The sequence below is a fragment of the Chryseobacterium shigense genome (assembly GCF_014207845.1).
GTDB classification, from domain to species: domain Bacteria; phylum Bacteroidota; class Bacteroidia; order Flavobacteriales; family Weeksellaceae; genus Chryseobacterium; species Chryseobacterium shigense_A.
Genome location: NZ_JACHLC010000001.1, coordinates 451701 through 467647, shown reverse-complemented (window position 1 = coordinate 467647; position 15947 = coordinate 451701). Strand labels below are relative to the sequence as shown.

The window sequence follows — 15947 nt, the reverse complement described above, 5'->3', positions numbered from 1 at the left end:
ATAAATATGTTTTACAATTATATATTCTACAAAATTAATAGGATTTGATTTTGAATTTAGAATTTATTAAAAAAGCAGGCCTTTTTTGTACAGGTCTGCTTTTATTGTAAGGAAAAATTATTCTTTATGACTTCTATTTATTACTCGTTTTTCAGCTGTTCTATTTCTGTTTTCAGCTGGCTGATGATGTCTTTCAGGGCCTTGATTTCATTTTTATTGGAGCTTACATTGCTTTTCAGCATTACATTCTTTGCTCTTTCATTATGGTCTTCATCATCTTCATCTTCGTTAATTTCTTCAATATCTTCCTGAATATCTTCAATATCTTCATTGATCTCTTCAATATCCTCACTGATTTCTTCTATGTCTTCACTGATTTCCTCGATATCTTCCTGAATGTCTTCAATATCCTCACTGATCTCCTCAATATCTTCCTGGATATCTTCAATTTTTTCGTGACTTTTATTAACGGACATCTGAATAAAAATAGCCAGATAAATAGCTTCCAGTGAAACTACTGTTGTAAGGATCAGAAGCATCTTGTCAAACTCAACGATGTTGAGCATCGGCAAAAGAAATGACGTGATAAAAAACAGGGTATGAACGATAAGCGACGGAATAGAACCGACCCACCAGGTGATCCCGTTTGCAATTCTTTCCAACACTTCTGTTTTTTCTTTTTCTTTTTTCATCCTTTCCTATATTAATTATAAGAGTTCTTTGGTTACTCCAAGCCCGAATAATGCAAAATCATATTTAGCCGGATCATTTTCATCAAATTTTCTGATGGCTGTATCCAGCTCCTCCACTGTCTTCCAATCGTTCTGTGTTCTGGAAACCAGACCCAGTTTTCTTGAAATGTTTCCCGTATGTACATCTAACGGAATTGAGAGGTTTTTCTGATTTATATTTTCCCAGATACCAAAATCTACGCCACGTTTATCCTTGCGCACCATCCACCGGAGAAACATAATGATTCTTTTGGAGGAAGAGTTTTTATAAGGTGAACTGACGTGTTTATGGCTTCTGTGTTTCTCTGATCCCAGAAAACTGCTTCTGAATCTTTCAATGGCATGCTGAAAATCAGCCTCCTGGTCTTTTACTAAAAATAAATTTTCCAGGCTTTGATTTTCTTTATAGATTTTATTGAACTGCCTGATGAAATAAGCAAAATCCTGGCCGTTAAAAGTTCTGTGAATACTTTTGTCGTGAAGGATTTCTAGATCTTTTTCAGAATAATTCAATACGAAATCGTAGGGAGAATTTCCCATGATATCAAGCATCTTATCTGCAGACCTGATGATTGACTTCCGGTTTCCCCATGAAATGGTTGCAGTCAGAAAACCGGCAATTTCTATATCCTGCTTTAAGGTAAAATGGTGCGGGATCTGTATGGGATCATCCTCAATGAAATCAGGACTGTTGTATTGGTCTGCCTTTTCATTCAGAAAGCTTTTCAGTTCTTCAAAATTAAGCATACAGGTTCTAGATTTTTACGCTCTCCAGTGCTTTTGGCAGGAAAGTATTGGGAAAAATATTTCTCGCTTCATCAGTAAATACGGTGAGATCTCCATATCTGTTCGAAAAATGTCCCAGGATCAGTTTTCCAACTTCTGCTTTCTGAGCTACCGTAGCTGCTTCCAAAGCGGTGGTATGCCCGGTGTAATCTGCCATTTCTTTCAGATCATGAAGAAAAGTGGATTCATGATACAGAACGGTTACATTTTTAATGATCGGGATCACAGTTTCAAGATACCGGGTATCGCTGCAGAAAGCATAGGAAACCGGAGGCGCGGGCTCTAAAGTAAGTATTTCATTTTTAAGAACGTAACCATCATTCAGTACGACGTCTTTTCCTGCTTTTATGTTATGGTAGTCACAGGTTTCTATGTCGCTGTATTTGGCAATTTCCTTCATGTTCAGATGCCTGTCCTTTGGCTTTTCTTTAAAAAGATAGCCGTTGCAGTATATTCTGTGATCCAGCGGAATGGTGTATACTTCTACTCTGCTGTCTTCATAGATTTTTTCGGAATAATCTTTATCGAGTTCATGATAAATTACCTCAAAACCACGATGTGTCTCTGTGATTGTAAAGATGGTTTCCAGCATTTTTTTGATTCCTTTCGGACCATAAACATGAAGCGGATTTTCTCTACCGAGCAAACGGAAAGAGGCGATAAGACCGGGAAGACCGAAACAGTGATCACCATGAAGATGGGATATAAAGATATGATTGATCTTTGAAAACCTCGCCTTCGCTTTTCTCAGCTGTACCTGGGTACCTTCTCCGCAATCGATCAGGAAACATCTTTCTTCCATTTCCAGCAGCTGTGCCGTAGGTGAAGAATTAATGGTAGGGATAGCTGAATTAAAGCCTAATATCGTTAAATAAGTACTCAAATCAATAGTTTATTGCAGCAAATGTACGACAGAAAATTTAAACATATCTTCTCAGATTGAAGTTTAAATACTGGCTTACATAGAATTAATTATTCTTTTACTTTTAAGAAATCCAGAAACAGATCCAATGCCTGTTTACGGTGGCTTATCTTGTTTTTATCTTCAGGATTCATCTCTGCGAAAGTTCTTTCATATCCTTCAGGAACAAAAATAGGATCGTACCCGAAACCTTTATGCCCTTTATTTTCCGTCAATAAATTCCCATGAACCCTTCCTTCAAAATATTGGGCTCCATTTTCGTCATAATAGCAAAGAACTGTAATGAAATAGGCTTTTCTGTTTTCCTGGCCTTCCAGTTCGCTTAAAACCTTTTCTATATTTTTTGCAAAGTCATGATCACCGGCATAACGGGCAGAAAAAATTCCAGGTCTGCCATCCAGAGCTTCCACAACAAGTCCGCTGTCGTCTCCCAAACTCGGAATCCCGGTTTTTTCAAAACAGTATTTTGCTTTGATGAGGGCATTGGCATTGAAAGAATCACCATCTTCCACGATCTCTTCATGAATATTATAATCTGTAAGACTTTTTACTGTAAAATTATTTTCCAGAATCTGCTGGATCTCTTCTTTTTTGTGTTCGTTATGAGTGGCAACTAATAATTCCATATCTATATTCATTTTTGCTCAATTTGTTCTTTCGTAAGCCTGTTACGATTAACCGTATTTATATTGTTTATTATATTTCAGAATAATGAATTTTGTTCCTTACCGTAAAGAGATAGAAAAATAATGAAAAAAGCACCATCCCAACACCCAGAACAACCCATTCGGAAATTTTAAAAGCCTCTGAAAAACTTTCGCTTTTGTTATAAGTAACCAGCAACGAAGAACACAGATTATTGAAACCATGCAAAAGCATTGGCAGCAACAAGGATTTTGTTTTATAATATACCAGTCCCAATACACATCCTAATAATACTGCCCCTACAAACTGCCACGGATTTCCGTGAACAAGCCCAAAGATAACAGATGCATAAAAAACAGCTCTCCTGGGATCTACTCCTTTATTGATAAGTCCTTTCTGGATAATTCCCCTGAAAATAATTTCTTCAAAAACAGGCGCCATGATTACTGTCATGATGATCATGATGACCGGTTCAAAGGTCAGCTGCTCCATAAGCTGTGAGAAAAATTCATAATATTTTCCCCAGAACGGACCTGTAATTGGTATAAGAGAGGTAATAAACTCTGAAATAAACATCATCCCGATCATCATAGGAAATATCAGGACGTAGGTATAAAAATTCGTTGGTGAAAAACTGAAATTCAGTTTTTTCCCGGTTGTGGGCCTTACGATGAAAAAATCGAAAAAAGCGACGGCGGTTAAAAATCCTGCTGCGTTGGTCACCATCAGAAACCAGTCTTTCAGCTCAAGATTTTCCAGAAAAGCAATTTTCCAGAAGCTGCTGAAAAAAGAAACAGCCATTGTTCCTATAAATAACCCTGCCAGTAAAACAAGACCGCCGATCCATGTGAAGGTAAACTTCGGATACCTGCTATTTTCCATACTTTTCCCTATAAAAAGTTTATAAAAACAAAGATAATTTTTTTGAAAGCCTTGAGCAACTAAAAAAGAGAATACTTGGATGCGGGGTGCGAGATTCGGGATGAGGTTTTAAAGTTTGAAGGTTTGAGTGTTTGAGAGTTTGAGAGTTTGAGCGTTTGAGTATTTAATTTAGAAGAACATCTTTAAAGCTATTACTATTTACTCCTGCTCATAACCCGTATCTCATAACTTACAATATAAAATCCCGGAACTCGAACCCTATAACCCGCGCCTCGCAACCCGAAACCATTTATTTCCCTGAAATTATTTGAAACCTCACAAAAAATCCCGATTTTTGCAACTTCAAAATACACTATGTCAGACTTAATCAAAGAAATACAAAAAAGAAAGACTTTCGGGATTATTTCCCACCCGGATGCCGGAAAAACAACCCTTACGGAGAAATTACTTCTTTTCGGAGGGGCTATCCAGGAAGCCGGAGCGGTAAAATCCAACAAAATAAAAAAAGGAGCTACCTCCGACTTTATGGAAATCGAAAGACAGAGAGGGATCTCCGTTGCGACTTCCGTATTGGCTTTTGAATACAGAGACCACAAGATCAACATCCTGGATACACCCGGTCACAAAGATTTTGCAGAAGATACTTACAGAACCTTAACGGCTGTAGATTCTGTAATTGTTGTGATTGACGTTGCAAAAGGGGTTGAGGAACAGACTGAAAAGCTGGTAAAAGTCTGCAGAATGAGAAATATCCCAATGCTTGTTTTCATCAATAAGCTTGACCGTGAAGGTAAGGATGCATTTGACCTTTTGGATGAGGTTGAACAGAAATTAGGACTGAGAGTAGTTCCATTGTCCATCCCTATTGGTATGGGAAGTGATTTCCAGGGAATTTATAATATCTGGGAAAACAATATCCAGCTGTTTCTTGAAGAAAAGAAGCAGAAAGTAGGTGAAACGATTAAGTTTGACAACATTAATGATCCTTCAATAGATGAGGTAATCGGTGAAAAAGCAGCCCAGAATCTGAGAGATGAGCTTGAGCTTGTGCAATCCGTTTACCCAGAATTCAGCCGTGAAGATTATATGAATGGTGATTTACAGCCTGTTTTCTTCGGATCTGCTTTAAATAATTTTGGAGTTCGTGAATTATTGGATGCATTTATTGAAATTGCCCCGATGCCTCAACCTAAAGAAAGTGATACACGTCTTGTAAAACCGGAAGAAAGTAATTTTACCGGATTTATTTTCAAAATCCATGCGAATATGGACCCTAAGCACAGAGACAGGCTTGCTTTCGTAAAAATTGTTTCGGGAACATTTAAAAGAAATGAAAATTATCTGCTGGTAAGAGAAGGAAAGAAAATGAAGTTCTCTTCCCCGAATGCATTCTTTGCTGACAAAAAAGAAATTGTGGATGAAAGTTTCCCGGGCGATATTGTAGGCCTTCACGATACGGGAAGTTTCAGGATAGGTGATACACTGACCGGCGGTGAAAAATTGAGTTTCAAAGGAATTCCAAGTTTCTCTCCGGAACATTTCCGTTATATCAACAACAGCGATCCTCTTAAGGCCAAGCAACTGGCAAAAGGGGTAGATCAGCTTATGGATGAAGGGGTTGCCCAGTTATTTACCCTTGAAATGAACGGCAGAAAGATCATCGGAACAGTTGGAGCACTTCAGTACGAGGTTATCCAGTACCGTCTGGAACACGAATATGGCGCTAAATGTACCTATGAACCTCTTTCCATGCACAAAGCGTGCTGGGTGGAAGCAGATGAAAGATCTGAAGAGTTCAAGGAATTTGCGAGGTTAAAACAGCGTTTTCTTGCAAGAGATAAATACAATCAGCTTGTATTCCTGGCGGATTCTTCATTTACCATCCACATGACACAGGAAAAATTCCCGAATGTGAAACTGCATTTTATCAGTGAATTTGAACAAAGCTAAATTGCCATAAAAAACAAAAAACCGTTCTTCCGAACGGTTTTTTTATTGTTTATTTTGAGGATCTATTATCTAGGTATCATCATTAATTTCTTAACAATCTTTTCTCCATCTACAGTAACATGAATCATATAGGATTCCGTAGGTAAATGTTTTAAGTTAATCTGTTCCAAAAGTTCATCAAATATATATTTGGTCTTTTTAGGAACAATCAGTTTCCCGTCCATTGAAAATAATTCGTAGGTAATAACGTATGGACGCAGCGGAACCTGTCTAGGGAAATCAGCTTTAATGTACACATAACCATCATTGGAAGGTACCGGATATATCATCAGACCCTGGTATATTCTTGTAGGTATTACTGGATTTCTTGGATCTGGTCCGGGATCTACTACGACTGATGAATTAATTGTAAAGTTCTTTAAATTCACATTAAAGAATATATTATTAACAGCTTTCACCATAATTCTGGCATTATTGGAAATTGTTCCAAGACCGCCCGGAACAGTATAACTATAAGAACCATTATTAGGGGTGCTTGCAACTAAAACAGTCGGGAAGGTAAGACCACCGTCTTTTGACAACAGAATCGTTACGTTAGGTGTGCTTACAGGGGCAGCCGTTGTATTGGCAACATCCCATGTAATGTTATATGACTGGCCTTCAGACCAAACAACTCCAGTAGTATTTTGTGAGGTTACGGTAAACGGGCCTGCAGCTGCATTCACTGTAACTACCATATCATCAGAATTGTTTCCGGAACCTCCTGCTCTATTGTCACGAGTGGTAAACCTGAAGTTATAGGTTCTGGCAACATTTGATAAAGCTTCTACAGGGATTTCCGAACCTTGAGTGGTCGTGCTTCCAGCTAATACTGAAGCCATTGTTGGAAAATATCTGATAGGAGTAGTTTGTGGAGTCCAAGATCTGAAAGTAGGACCAGAAGCTTTTGTTGCAGTTGCCGCAGAATTTGCTCCGGTTTGTCCGGAAACAGCTTTATCCATTTGCTCCCAAATATAGGTTAGAGCATCTCCATTTCCGTCAGTGCCCGTTCCTGTAAGCATAAATGGAGTGCCCTTCGGAATGATATAATCTAATCCGGCATTAGCTGTAGGAATAGTATTTCCAGTGTTTGTAACTACAGGGCAGGTTTTTGTTTTAATATTATCGGTAATCTGCTGAATACTTATAGCATGGAAAAACGGATCTGAATTTTGTTGCACATCTTGGCTGGTAATTCCTGCATATCCCATAATTGTAGATCCTGAGCCAGGCTCCATATTTACCCCTGCTGATTCGATATTATGAGAAAATGTATGATTCCCTCCAAACTGATGTCCCATTTCATGGGCAACATAATCAATATCAAAACTATCGCCAGATGGAATGGCATTTGCCGGCGAAGTATATCCACTTCCTTTTGATCCATTGGTACAAACGCAACCAATACAACCAGCATTTCCACCACCACCAGTCGCTCCAAATAAATGGCCGATATCGTAGTTTGCTTCTCCAATCGTCGCAGTTAAAGTATTCTGTAACTGAGCATTCCAGTTATTCATCTGGGCTGAAGGAGAATAAGGATCTGTAGCTGCATCAGTATAAATTACAGCATTATTGTTTGCAATAATGATCATTCTTGCAGAGAAATCTTTTTCAAAAACTCCATTTACACGAGTCATTGTATTGTTCATTGCTGCCAATGCACCTGCTACTGTTCCTCCGAAGTAGGTTGTATATTCACCTGTACAAGATAAGGCTAATCTGAAAGTTCTTAATTTTCCATCATCAGCATTTGGTCTTGCGGTAAGATTAGAATTATCCAGACCTTTTTGAGCAACATCAAGCACAGTGCATTCAAACTTATCTAAACTCTCTTTTTTGTCTGATTTTTTATAAACGACATAGGTCGAAAGGTCTTTAGTATATGGCTCGATAAAAACCGCTGATTTGTTTCCATATATCTCCATTGAAGATAATCCCAATGGTGAAATACTGAAATAAATAGTAGAACTGGAGTCATCTTCACCTACACCAACATAAGATTTAATATCCGGATATTTTGCTGCTAATTCAGGATCGAAATTTGAGTTTTCTCTTACTTTGAAACTTTCAAGCTTACCATTAGAATTTGGGAAAGAAATAATAATATCAGACTTTCCTTTAACAGCAAATCTTTTGGGTGCTTTCGCTAAAGCATTCTTTAAATTATCAAAATCAAGATTATAAATTTTGGGATGAAGAATGCTGGTCTTATTTTCAAAGATTTCAGAAGTATTTTTTTGAGACACTTCCTTCCAAAGTTGGCTTGTTTGTGCTAAAAAAACATTGGAAATAAGAAATATCCCCATAAAAAGTATTTGTTTTTTCATATAGTTTTTTCTTTTTTTAACTTATTATTACTGTGCTTATCTTTTTACTATTAAATAATACAATTTCATCATCAACAAATGTGGATGACTACACTATTAAAAACGAGAACAAAATACACGTTTTTCATTATAAAAATCTTAAAAAGCAAATGTAAATATTAAAATATTCAGAATTAGCATTTTGAATATTTTTTTTAAAAATTATTTAATTCCTTCAGATCATTTTCAAAATATACTAATGAGCCGTAAAAATTATTTAATTGAAAAATACTCAATTGAGGGCAAAACGGCTGTTTAAAAGGTCACCTTTAAAAGAGTATTTTTCATTTAAGAATGCACTAATTTTTTAACCACAGGTTTCATAAATTTTCACATCCGTGTTTTTTAGAAAAAGCTTAGTGTAAATAATATATAATAACCAAAACTAATATTGCGGATGATAATTTTGATAAGTTTCATTTTGTAAATCTTTTGTAAAACAAGATCAATTCAATGATTATCAATTAGTTAAAATTTTACTAAAATAATACTTTTCATTTACAAAAGTTTGGCTGCATTCACTGCTAATTTTACTTCATCAAAAAAATTAACATTATGAAAAAATTCATATTACTGGTGGCTGTTTCAAGCACATTCATTATGTGTAAAGAAGGAAAAGCTGAAAAATCTCAGGTGGAAGATACTTTACATGCCGCAGACAGTGCCGCTGCTGCAGTAAATGAAACCGTAAATTCTATCAATAATACAGCAGACAAAGTTCTGGACTCCGCCAATGTGAGAATAAAAGATTTTGAGGATGCCAAAGGCGAAATCCAGCAGAAAATAGAAAATACTTCCAAGATCGTAGATTCTTTAACTGATAAAATTGCCTCAACAAAACTGGAATCTAAAATTGAGAAAAAAGATTCCGTGGAGAAAAAAGCTGAAAAGGTAATCGTAAATGTTCCAGCTCCAAAAGTGATCAAAGAAACCAAAATTGTTTATAAGGATAAACCTCAAAATGACAGCTATGAACTCAAAAACAAAATGGTAAAAACGGGTATTCTGTCCGTACAAGCAGACAATGCAGAAACCGTGAAGGAATTCGTAAAGGAAGAAACCATAAAAAATAACGGTTATGTTAAAAGTGAAGAGCTTTCCTATGTTGCCACAGAAGCAGCCAACAGAAATTCTTCTTACTCAGAAAGCAACCAGAAGGTATATTATATGGATATTAAAGTTCCGATCCGTAATTTTGACGACTTAATGAATGATCTGAGCGACATTGGCGATATTGAGACTAAAAGCATACAGGTTTCCGGAAATAACTATACAGACAATACTTTATGCACGATAACTGTAACACTTACGGATAGATCAGTTAATGAAAAGCAGCCTGAAACTTTTGGTGAGAAATCGCTGGCAGCAGTTTCATCCGGTTGGGGAGTGATCACTTCTGTCTTCCTTTTTATTCTTCCGTTGTGGCCTTTGTTCCTGATTGGCGGAATAGGGTATTATTTTTACAAGAAGAAAAATAAAAAATTCACCGACAATAATCCTCAATAAAATACAATCCATCGAAAGATGGATTTTTTAATATTATTTTAATAAAAATCAAATGCGCGGGGAGGTTCTTCTTTGTATATTTAGACATTCATAACTGACTCTATTCTGCAGCGATGGATAAAAGTATATTATATAAAAGTGGTTTGTAAAAAGAAAGGCTCCCAATGGGAGCCTTTCGCTATTTCATATTCACTACTTTATCTACAACAAACTTTGTATTGCCCCGCCATGGAAGCGCTCCATTGTATTCTTTGTAATGAAGATCGAACGTTTTACCGCTGTTGGTTTCCAGCTGTTTAAAAATTTCAGGATCTTCCACAGAAAATTCAAATTCATAGCTTGTAACGGTTCCTGTTTTTCCTTTTCCAAAACCTTCCTGGATAAGTTTTCCTTCATAGGTTTTGAAAACGTAGCCTTTTTTCATGGCATAATTCAGATAGCCGGACTTCACTCCTTCTCCAAAGACGAAATAGTACTTATACCATACCGTTACGCCTATCAGAAGAAGAACTACTCCCAGGATTATCCACAAAGTTTTTTTCATAAGCAGTGTGTTTTTTATATTATTTATTTTGCAATACTTCTGGAGATCACTATTTTCTGAATCTCGGAAGTACCTTCATAGATCTGCGTTATTTTTGCATCTCTCATCATTCTTTCTACGTGGTATTCTTTTACGTATCCGTATCCTCCGTGGATCTGTACTGCTTCAATAGTAGTATCCATAGCCACCTGAGAAGCATACAGTTTTGCCATTGCACCGCTTTCAGAGATATCTTTACCTGCATCTTTCTCACATGCAGCTTTAAAGCACAGCATTCTTGCCGCCGTGATCTGGGTAGCCATATCCGCTAGCTTGAAAGCAATAGCCTGGTGGTTGATGATCTCGGTTTTGAAAGCTTTTCTTGTTTTTGCATATTTTAAAGCCAGTTCGTAAGCACCTGAAGCGATACCTAATGCCTGTGAAGCAATCCCGATTCTACCACCGTTCAATACTGCCATAGCAAAATTAAATCCGAATCCGTCTTCCCCGATTCTGTTTTCTTTAGGCACTTTTACGTTGTTGAAGATCAAAGAGTGTGTATCACTTCCTCTGATTCCCAATTTATCTTCCTTCACACCAACTTCAAAACCTTCCCATCCTCTTTCTACGATGAAAGCATTGATTCCTTTATGTTTTTTTTCCGGGTCTGTCTGTGCAATTACGATATAATAAGAGGCAGTTCCACCGTTGGTAATCCAGTTCTTAATACCGTTTAAAAGGTAGTAATCTCCTTTGTCTTCTGCTGTTGTCTTTTGAGAAGTTGCATCAGAACCTGCTTCAGGCTCAGATAGCGCAAAGGCTCCAATTACTTTTCCGCTCGCAAGAGGAGTAAGGTATTTTACTTTTTGTTCTTCGGAGGCGAATTTTTCAAGACCTGCACATACCAAAGAGTTGTTTACGGACATTACAACAGCTGCAGAAGCATCTATTTTTGCGATCTCTTCCATTGCCAAAACGTAAGAAACACTGTCCATACCTGCTCCTCCGTATTTAGGATCTACCATCATTCCCAGAAGCCCCATTTCACCCATTTTCTTTACTTGTTCTGTAGGGAATTTCTGATCGCGGTCTCTCTCAATAACTTCAGGTAATAGTTCATTTTGTGCAAAATCTCTTGCAGCCTGCTGAATCATCAGCTGTTCTTCCGATAAATTAAAGTCCATAAAAAATAATAATTAGATAGCCGTAAATTTACACTTTTTAACGAAACCTGAAAATAGAATCAGAAATCATACATTATTAATCTTTACACTTATATAAACAGGATTGGAAAGCCGGTATTGGTTTCCAATGCAAAGCATGTATAGTATTGATTTAATGTGTAGATTTGGCAATAAGAATATTTAATTCCTGAATAATGACAGAACTTGAACAATATATTCAATCTTATTTCAAAGTTATTCAGCCTGAACAATTGAACCGGATAAGTTCACTTTTCAGGCCAATGATTTTGAAAAAGGGAGACTATTTTCTACAAACAGGAAAGGTATGTGACCAGTTATGCTTTATTCAGTCCGGATTATTAAGGGTTTTTACAGCTACGGATGATAAGGAGATCACCCAATGGATTGCCACGAAAGGATATTTCGGAACAGATCTGTCAAGTTTCTTTTTTAAAAGTCCATCCCGCTGGACTATACAGGCATTATCTGATACAGAAATATATTCTATTACCAACATCGATTATCATAAAATCACGAATATAGTTCCAACATGGTATGAATTGGAAAAAAACTTCATCATACAATGCATTACTTATATGGAAGACCGGATTTTCAGCCATCTCTCCATGTCTGCAGAAGAAAGATATAATTCTTTTTTTGAGACCAATAAAGAACTATTTAATCAGGTTCCGCTACAGTACATTGCATCAATATTGGGAATGACACCGGAAACTTTCAGCAGGATCAGGAAAAAACAGCTCATGTAATTCTTGATTTTTATCAAGCGGGCCTCTGATTCTATATTTTAACTTTGTGCCCATTATTGCTATTAAATAAAAAACAACATTATTATGTTTATAGGACATTTTGGTTTATCATTCGCAGCTAAAAAAGTGGCTCCCAAAGTTTCACTGGCAACTCTGTTTATAGCCACTCAATTCGTGGATATTCTCTGGCCGTTTATGCTTATCTTTAATATAGAAAAAGTGGCAGTTGTGCCGGGGTATACTCAGGCGAATGCATACGAATTTCTCTACTTTCCATATACCCACAGCCTTTTGATGGGAATCATCTGGGGAATAATTGTCGGATTCATATACTTTTTAATTAAAAAAGATATTCGCGGCTCTGTTGTCATTGGTCTGTGTGTCCTCAGTCATTGGTTCTTTGATTTAATCGTACATACTACAGACCTGCCCATAACTCCATTCGGAGATTATAAAGTGGGGTTCGGATTATGGAATCACGTTGCAGCTACACTTATTACTGAATTTCTCTTCTTTTTCGGAGGCTTGTTTGTATACACCTCCATAACAAAAGCCAAAAATAAAAAAGGTACCTGGGTACTTTGGGGACTGGCAGCATTACTTGTAATCGTAACTATCTCCAATACATTCGGACCTCCCCCGCCCAATTCTCTTAAAGTTTTATTTATATCTTTTATTATTCTTATGACTCTTATTATTTTCCTTGCCGGCTGGGTTGATAAAAACCGTGAGATAAAATCTTTGAAAGACAGGTAAAAACCCCATTACCCAAAATAAATGAGTAATTTAGAAGAAAAAGGAAAATCCTGCATTTTTCCGGACCGGATTTTAAATTAATATGTTAAGCATTCAAGTAATCTCTAATTCATAAGGTTCGGTTTTTTCAATTAAAAAAAATGCTTATATTTAAAATTCTTTAAAAATTGCTTAAAAAATCATGACAATCAAAAGATTATTCGATATTCCACACTATGCTTTAGAAAAATTTCCTAAAACAGATATGTTTGTGACGAAGTATCAGGGTGAATGGAAAAAAACTTCAACATTAGAGTTTATCAACCAGGGAAATAAAATATCCAGAGGACTTTTGAAGCTGGGTATAAAACCGGGAGACAAGATAGCTCTGATTACCACCAATTCCCGTACGGAATGGGCGGTAATGGATCTTGGACTGTCACAAATCGGTGTCGTTTCAGTTCCCGTTTATCCGAGTATTTCTTCTGAAGATTATGAATTCATATTTAATAATGCTGAAATACAGTATTGTTTTGTATCTGACAAGGATCTGCTTTCAAAAGTAATGAAGGTAAAACACAATATCCCTTCGCTACAGGGAATTTTCACTTTCGACAATATAAGCGGAGCTGCCAACTGGAAAGAAATTCTGGATCTTGGTGAGGATGATTCCACCCAGATTGAAGTGGAAGATCTTTCCAATGCTATCAATTCGGAGGATCTGGCTACCATTATTTATACTTCAGGAACCACCGGGAAACCAAAAGGCGTAATGCTTACCCACCATAATATTGTGTCCAATGTTTTAGGTTCTTTTCCAAGAATTCCTAAGAAAAAAAGTCTGGATTACAAAGATACAAGGGTGTTGAGCTTCCTTCCTATATGTCATATTTTTGAAAGAATGCTTTTTTATCTCTTCCAGTACAATGGCTTTTCTGTTTACTTCGCTGAAAGCATTGATAAAATGGGGGAAAATGTAAAAGAGGTAAAGCCTCATTATATGAGCGTTGTACCCCGATTGGTGGAAAAGGTATACGATAAAATTTACAATACAGGTTCTTCAGCCGGCGGGCTGAAATCAAAAATATTCTTCTGGGCTTTAAATTTAATCAGCAAGAAAAAAGATATTTCCAAGCCTTCAGGATTACAGGGAATTATTGCTGATAAACTGGTATTTTCAAAATGGAGAGAAGGGCTCGGCGGAGAAATCATCACTTTGGTTTCCGGTTCTGCAGCTTTATCCACGAGATTAAACCTGATGTTCCAGAATGCCGGTATTCCTATTCTGGAAGGGTACGGCCTTACCGAAACTTCACCGGTAATTTCTGTAAACAGTTTTGAAAAAATGAAGGTCGGTACAGTTGGAAGACCATTGGATAACCTACAGGTAAAAATCCAGGAAGACGGTGAAATTACAGTAAAAGGTCCATCTATTTTCAAAGGTTATTTTAAAAGCGAAGAAATGACCAAAGAGGCTTTCACTGAGGACGGATTTTTCAAAACGGGAGACATTGGACATATCGACAGTGAAGGTTTCCTTCAGATCACTGACCGTAAAAAAGAGATGTTTAAAACTTCAGGCGGAAAGTATATTGCACCACAGACAATTGAAAATCAGGCAAAAGCTTCAAAATTCATTGAGCAGATCATGGTGGTGGGAGACGGTGAAAAAATGCCGTGCGCATTGGTACAGCCTGACTTTGAGTTTGCCAAAAACTGGGCCATGAGAAATAACCTGAATATAGGTTCCACTCCTGCAGAAATTGCAAAAAGCCCTGAATTAAAGGAAAGAATTGAAAAGGAAATAGAAGGCATTAATGAGCATCTCGGAAATTGGGAAAAAATTAAAAAGGTTGAATTAACTCCTGAAGTATGGGGCATTGATACCGGACTTCTAACTCCAACTTTAAAGCTTAAGAGAAAAGCGATAAAAGAAAAATTCATAGAGCTGTACAATAAAATGTACGGGCACAACGAATAAAAATACAGAAAGCTGTTTCAGACGATGAAGCAGCTTTTTTTATACCTTTTAACTAAGGTTTAGACTTTAATTCCACGTTTTCAGATAAAGTTTAAACAAAAAAATGTGCTCCATTTCTGAAGCACATTTTTTATTATTTATAAATTGTAATTAAAATTTAATTACAGATTTCATTTTATCGTTCTCTTCCATTACCAATTCGTCATCTACAAGAATTTTCCCAGAGTGCTCATCAATAATGATTTTCTTTCTTTGTGCAATCTCCATCTGCTTTTGAGGAGGAATTGTGAAGAATGATCCTTTCGGAGCACCTCTTTCTAATCCTACAACAGCTAATCCGTTGATAGAGCTCTTTCTGATTCTGCTGTATGAAGAAAGTAATCTTTCATCAATTTTACCTGCAAATTCTTTGGACTGCTCTATTAGGTATTCTTCTTCTTTTTGAGTTTCAGAGATAAGACCATCCAATTCTTCTTTTTTGAATTTCAGGTGGTTTTTTAAATTGCTGATTTTGTCATTAAGCTCACTTAAAGTTTCGTTTTTGTGAACAATTTTAACTCCGAATTCTTTAATTCTTTTTTCAGCAAGCTGAATTTCCAGATCCTGGAATTCAATTTCTTTTCCTAATGCTTCAAACTCTTTATTGTTTCTTACATTATCCTGCTGAGACTTGTATTTTTCAATTAAAGTTTTTGCATGGTTAATCACTTCATGCTTTGTTTTGATCTGATCGTCCTGATCCTTGATGTCTGCATGAAATTTTTCGGCTCTTTTCTCAAGTCCTTCAATTTCAATTTCAAGATCTTCAACTTCAATTGGCAATTCTCCTCTGGTATTTCGGATTTCATCCAATCTTGAATCAATGATCTGCAAATCGTATAAAGCTCTTAATTTTTCTTCAACTGAAATATCGTTGGTTTTTGCCAT

Annotated in this window: 14 protein-coding genes; 5 read left to right on the top strand and 9 right to left on the bottom strand. The window is 36.6% G+C overall.

Annotated features, from left to right (window positions below; genetic code table 11):
• Positions 1-140: 140 nt before the first annotated feature.
• From HNP36_RS02090 to HNP36_RS02070, 5 genes are all read right to left on the bottom strand, one after another.
• Positions 141-692, bottom strand: coding sequence for a DUF1003 domain-containing protein (locus HNP36_RS02090; protein ID WP_184161004.1), 552 nt, complete (start codon positions 690-692; stop codon positions 141-143).
• A 15-nt stretch (positions 693-707) separates the two neighbouring features.
• A complete protein-coding gene (locus HNP36_RS02085) occupies positions 708-1478 on the bottom strand; it encodes a TIGR02757 family protein (protein ID WP_184161007.1) in 771 nt (256 codons plus the stop codon).
• A gap of 7 nt (positions 1479-1485) precedes the next feature.
• Positions 1486-2400 (bottom strand): ribonuclease Z, encoded by a 915-nt coding sequence (locus HNP36_RS02080; RefSeq protein ID WP_184161010.1) that lies wholly within the window; start codon positions 2398-2400, stop codon positions 1486-1488.
• A gap of 89 nt (positions 2401-2489) precedes the next feature.
• Positions 2490-3065, bottom strand: a complete 576-nt coding sequence (gene rdgB, locus HNP36_RS02075) for an RdgB/HAM1 family non-canonical purine NTP pyrophosphatase (RefSeq protein ID WP_228456217.1) — start codon at positions 3063-3065, stop codon at positions 2490-2492.
• Positions 3066-3135: 70 nt separating this feature from the next.
• Positions 3136-3966: a CPBP family intramembrane glutamic endopeptidase gene (locus HNP36_RS02070; protein ID WP_184161013.1), complete on the bottom strand. Its 831-nt coding sequence runs from the start codon at positions 3964-3966 to the stop codon at positions 3136-3138.
• A 354-nt stretch (positions 3967-4320) separates the two neighbouring features.
• Between HNP36_RS02070 and HNP36_RS02065 the strand changes: the two genes are divergently transcribed.
• Positions 4321-5916 carry a peptide chain release factor 3 gene (locus tag HNP36_RS02065; RefSeq protein ID WP_184161016.1) on the top strand — a complete coding sequence of 532 codons (1596 nt, stop codon included), beginning with the start codon at positions 4321-4323 and terminating at the stop codon, positions 5914-5916.
• A 65-nt stretch (positions 5917-5981) separates the two neighbouring features.
• Here the strand turns inward: HNP36_RS02065 and HNP36_RS02060 are convergent, their stop codons facing one another.
• Entirely contained in the window at positions 5982-8285 is a 2304-nt protein-coding gene (locus HNP36_RS02060; RefSeq protein WP_184161019.1) for a reprolysin-like metallopeptidase, read from the bottom strand.
• A 594-nt stretch (positions 8286-8879) separates the two neighbouring features.
• Here HNP36_RS02060 and HNP36_RS02055 point away from each other — a divergent pair.
• On the top strand, positions 8880-9830 hold the full coding sequence (locus HNP36_RS02055) for a DUF4349 domain-containing protein (RefSeq protein WP_184161022.1): 951 nt from the start codon (positions 8880-8882) through the stop codon (positions 9828-9830).
• A gap of 178 nt (positions 9831-10008) precedes the next feature.
• Here the strand turns inward: HNP36_RS02055 and HNP36_RS02050 are convergent, their stop codons facing one another.
• Together HNP36_RS02050 and HNP36_RS02045 are read right to left on the bottom strand one after the other, a co-directional pair.
• A complete protein-coding gene (locus HNP36_RS02050) occupies positions 10009-10374 on the bottom strand; it encodes a hypothetical protein (protein ID WP_184161025.1) in 366 nt (121 codons plus the stop codon).
• Between the two features lie 23 nt (positions 10375-10397).
• Positions 10398-11537: an acyl-CoA dehydrogenase gene (locus tag HNP36_RS02045; protein ID WP_062652654.1), complete on the bottom strand. Its 1140-nt coding sequence runs from the start codon at positions 11535-11537 to the stop codon at positions 10398-10400.
• Positions 11538-11731: 194 nt separating this feature from the next.
• On the opposite strand from HNP36_RS02045, the gene HNP36_RS02040 reads away from it, so the two are divergent.
• From HNP36_RS02040 to HNP36_RS02030, 3 genes are all read left to right on the top strand, one after another.
• Positions 11732-12304: a Crp/Fnr family transcriptional regulator gene (locus HNP36_RS02040; RefSeq protein WP_184161028.1), complete on the top strand. Its 573-nt coding sequence runs from the start codon at positions 11732-11734 to the stop codon at positions 12302-12304.
• Positions 12305-12388: 84 nt separating this feature from the next.
• Positions 12389-13060, top strand: a complete 672-nt coding sequence (locus HNP36_RS02035; RefSeq protein WP_184161030.1) for a metal-dependent hydrolase — start codon at positions 12389-12391, stop codon at positions 13058-13060.
• 181 nt (positions 13061-13241) lie between these two features.
• Positions 13242-15020, top strand: coding sequence for an AMP-dependent synthetase/ligase (locus HNP36_RS02030; protein WP_184161034.1), 1779 nt, complete (start codon positions 13242-13244; stop codon positions 15018-15020).
• A 150-nt stretch (positions 15021-15170) separates the two neighbouring features.
• On the opposite strand, the gene HNP36_RS02025 is transcribed toward HNP36_RS02030, so the two are convergent.
• The gene (locus HNP36_RS02025) at positions 15171-15947 is read right to left on the bottom strand and encodes a zinc ribbon domain-containing protein (protein WP_184161037.1); all 777 of its coding nucleotides are present in this window, start codon (positions 15945-15947) and stop codon (positions 15171-15173) included.

Excerpts from the sequence above, each read along its gene's own strand:
- HNP36_RS02055 (WP_184161022.1), top strand. The coding sequence starts at position 8,880 with ATGAAAAAATTCATATTACTGGTGGCTGTTTCAAGCACATTCATTATG.
- HNP36_RS02050 (WP_184161025.1), bottom strand. The coding sequence starts at position 10,374 with ATGAAAAAAACTTTGTGGATAATCCTGGGAGTAGTTCTTCTTCTGATA.
- HNP36_RS02060 (WP_184161019.1), bottom strand. The coding sequence starts at position 8,285 with ATGAAAAAACAAATACTTTTTATGGGGATATTTCTTATTTCCAATGTT.
- HNP36_RS02085 (WP_184161007.1), bottom strand. The coding sequence starts at position 1,478 with ATGCTTAATTTTGAAGAACTGAAAAGCTTTCTGAATGAAAAGGCAGAC.
- HNP36_RS02035 (WP_184161030.1), top strand. The coding sequence starts at position 12,389 with ATGTTTATAGGACATTTTGGTTTATCATTCGCAGCTAAAAAAGTGGCT.
- rdgB (WP_228456217.1), bottom strand. The coding sequence starts at position 3,065 with ATGGAATTATTAGTTGCCACTCATAACGAACACAAAAAAGAAGAGATC.
- HNP36_RS02030 (WP_184161034.1), top strand. The coding sequence starts at position 13,242 with ATGACAATCAAAAGATTATTCGATATTCCACACTATGCTTTAGAAAAA.
- HNP36_RS02070 (WP_184161013.1), bottom strand. The coding sequence starts at position 3,966 with ATGGAAAATAGCAGGTATCCGAAGTTTACCTTCACATGGATCGGCGGT.
- HNP36_RS02040 (WP_184161028.1), top strand. The coding sequence starts at position 11,732 with ATGACAGAACTTGAACAATATATTCAATCTTATTTCAAAGTTATTCAG.
- HNP36_RS02065 (WP_184161016.1), top strand. The coding sequence starts at position 4,321 with ATGTCAGACTTAATCAAAGAAATACAAAAAAGAAAGACTTTCGGGATT.
- HNP36_RS02045 (WP_062652654.1), bottom strand. The coding sequence starts at position 11,537 with ATGGACTTTAATTTATCGGAAGAACAGCTGATGATTCAGCAGGCTGCA.
- HNP36_RS02090 (WP_184161004.1), bottom strand. The coding sequence starts at position 692 with ATGAAAAAAGAAAAAGAAAAAACAGAAGTGTTGGAAAGAATTGCAAAC.
- HNP36_RS02025 (WP_184161037.1), bottom strand. The coding sequence starts at position 15,947 with ATGGCAAAAACCAACGATATTTCAGTTGAAGAAAAATTAAGAGCTTTA.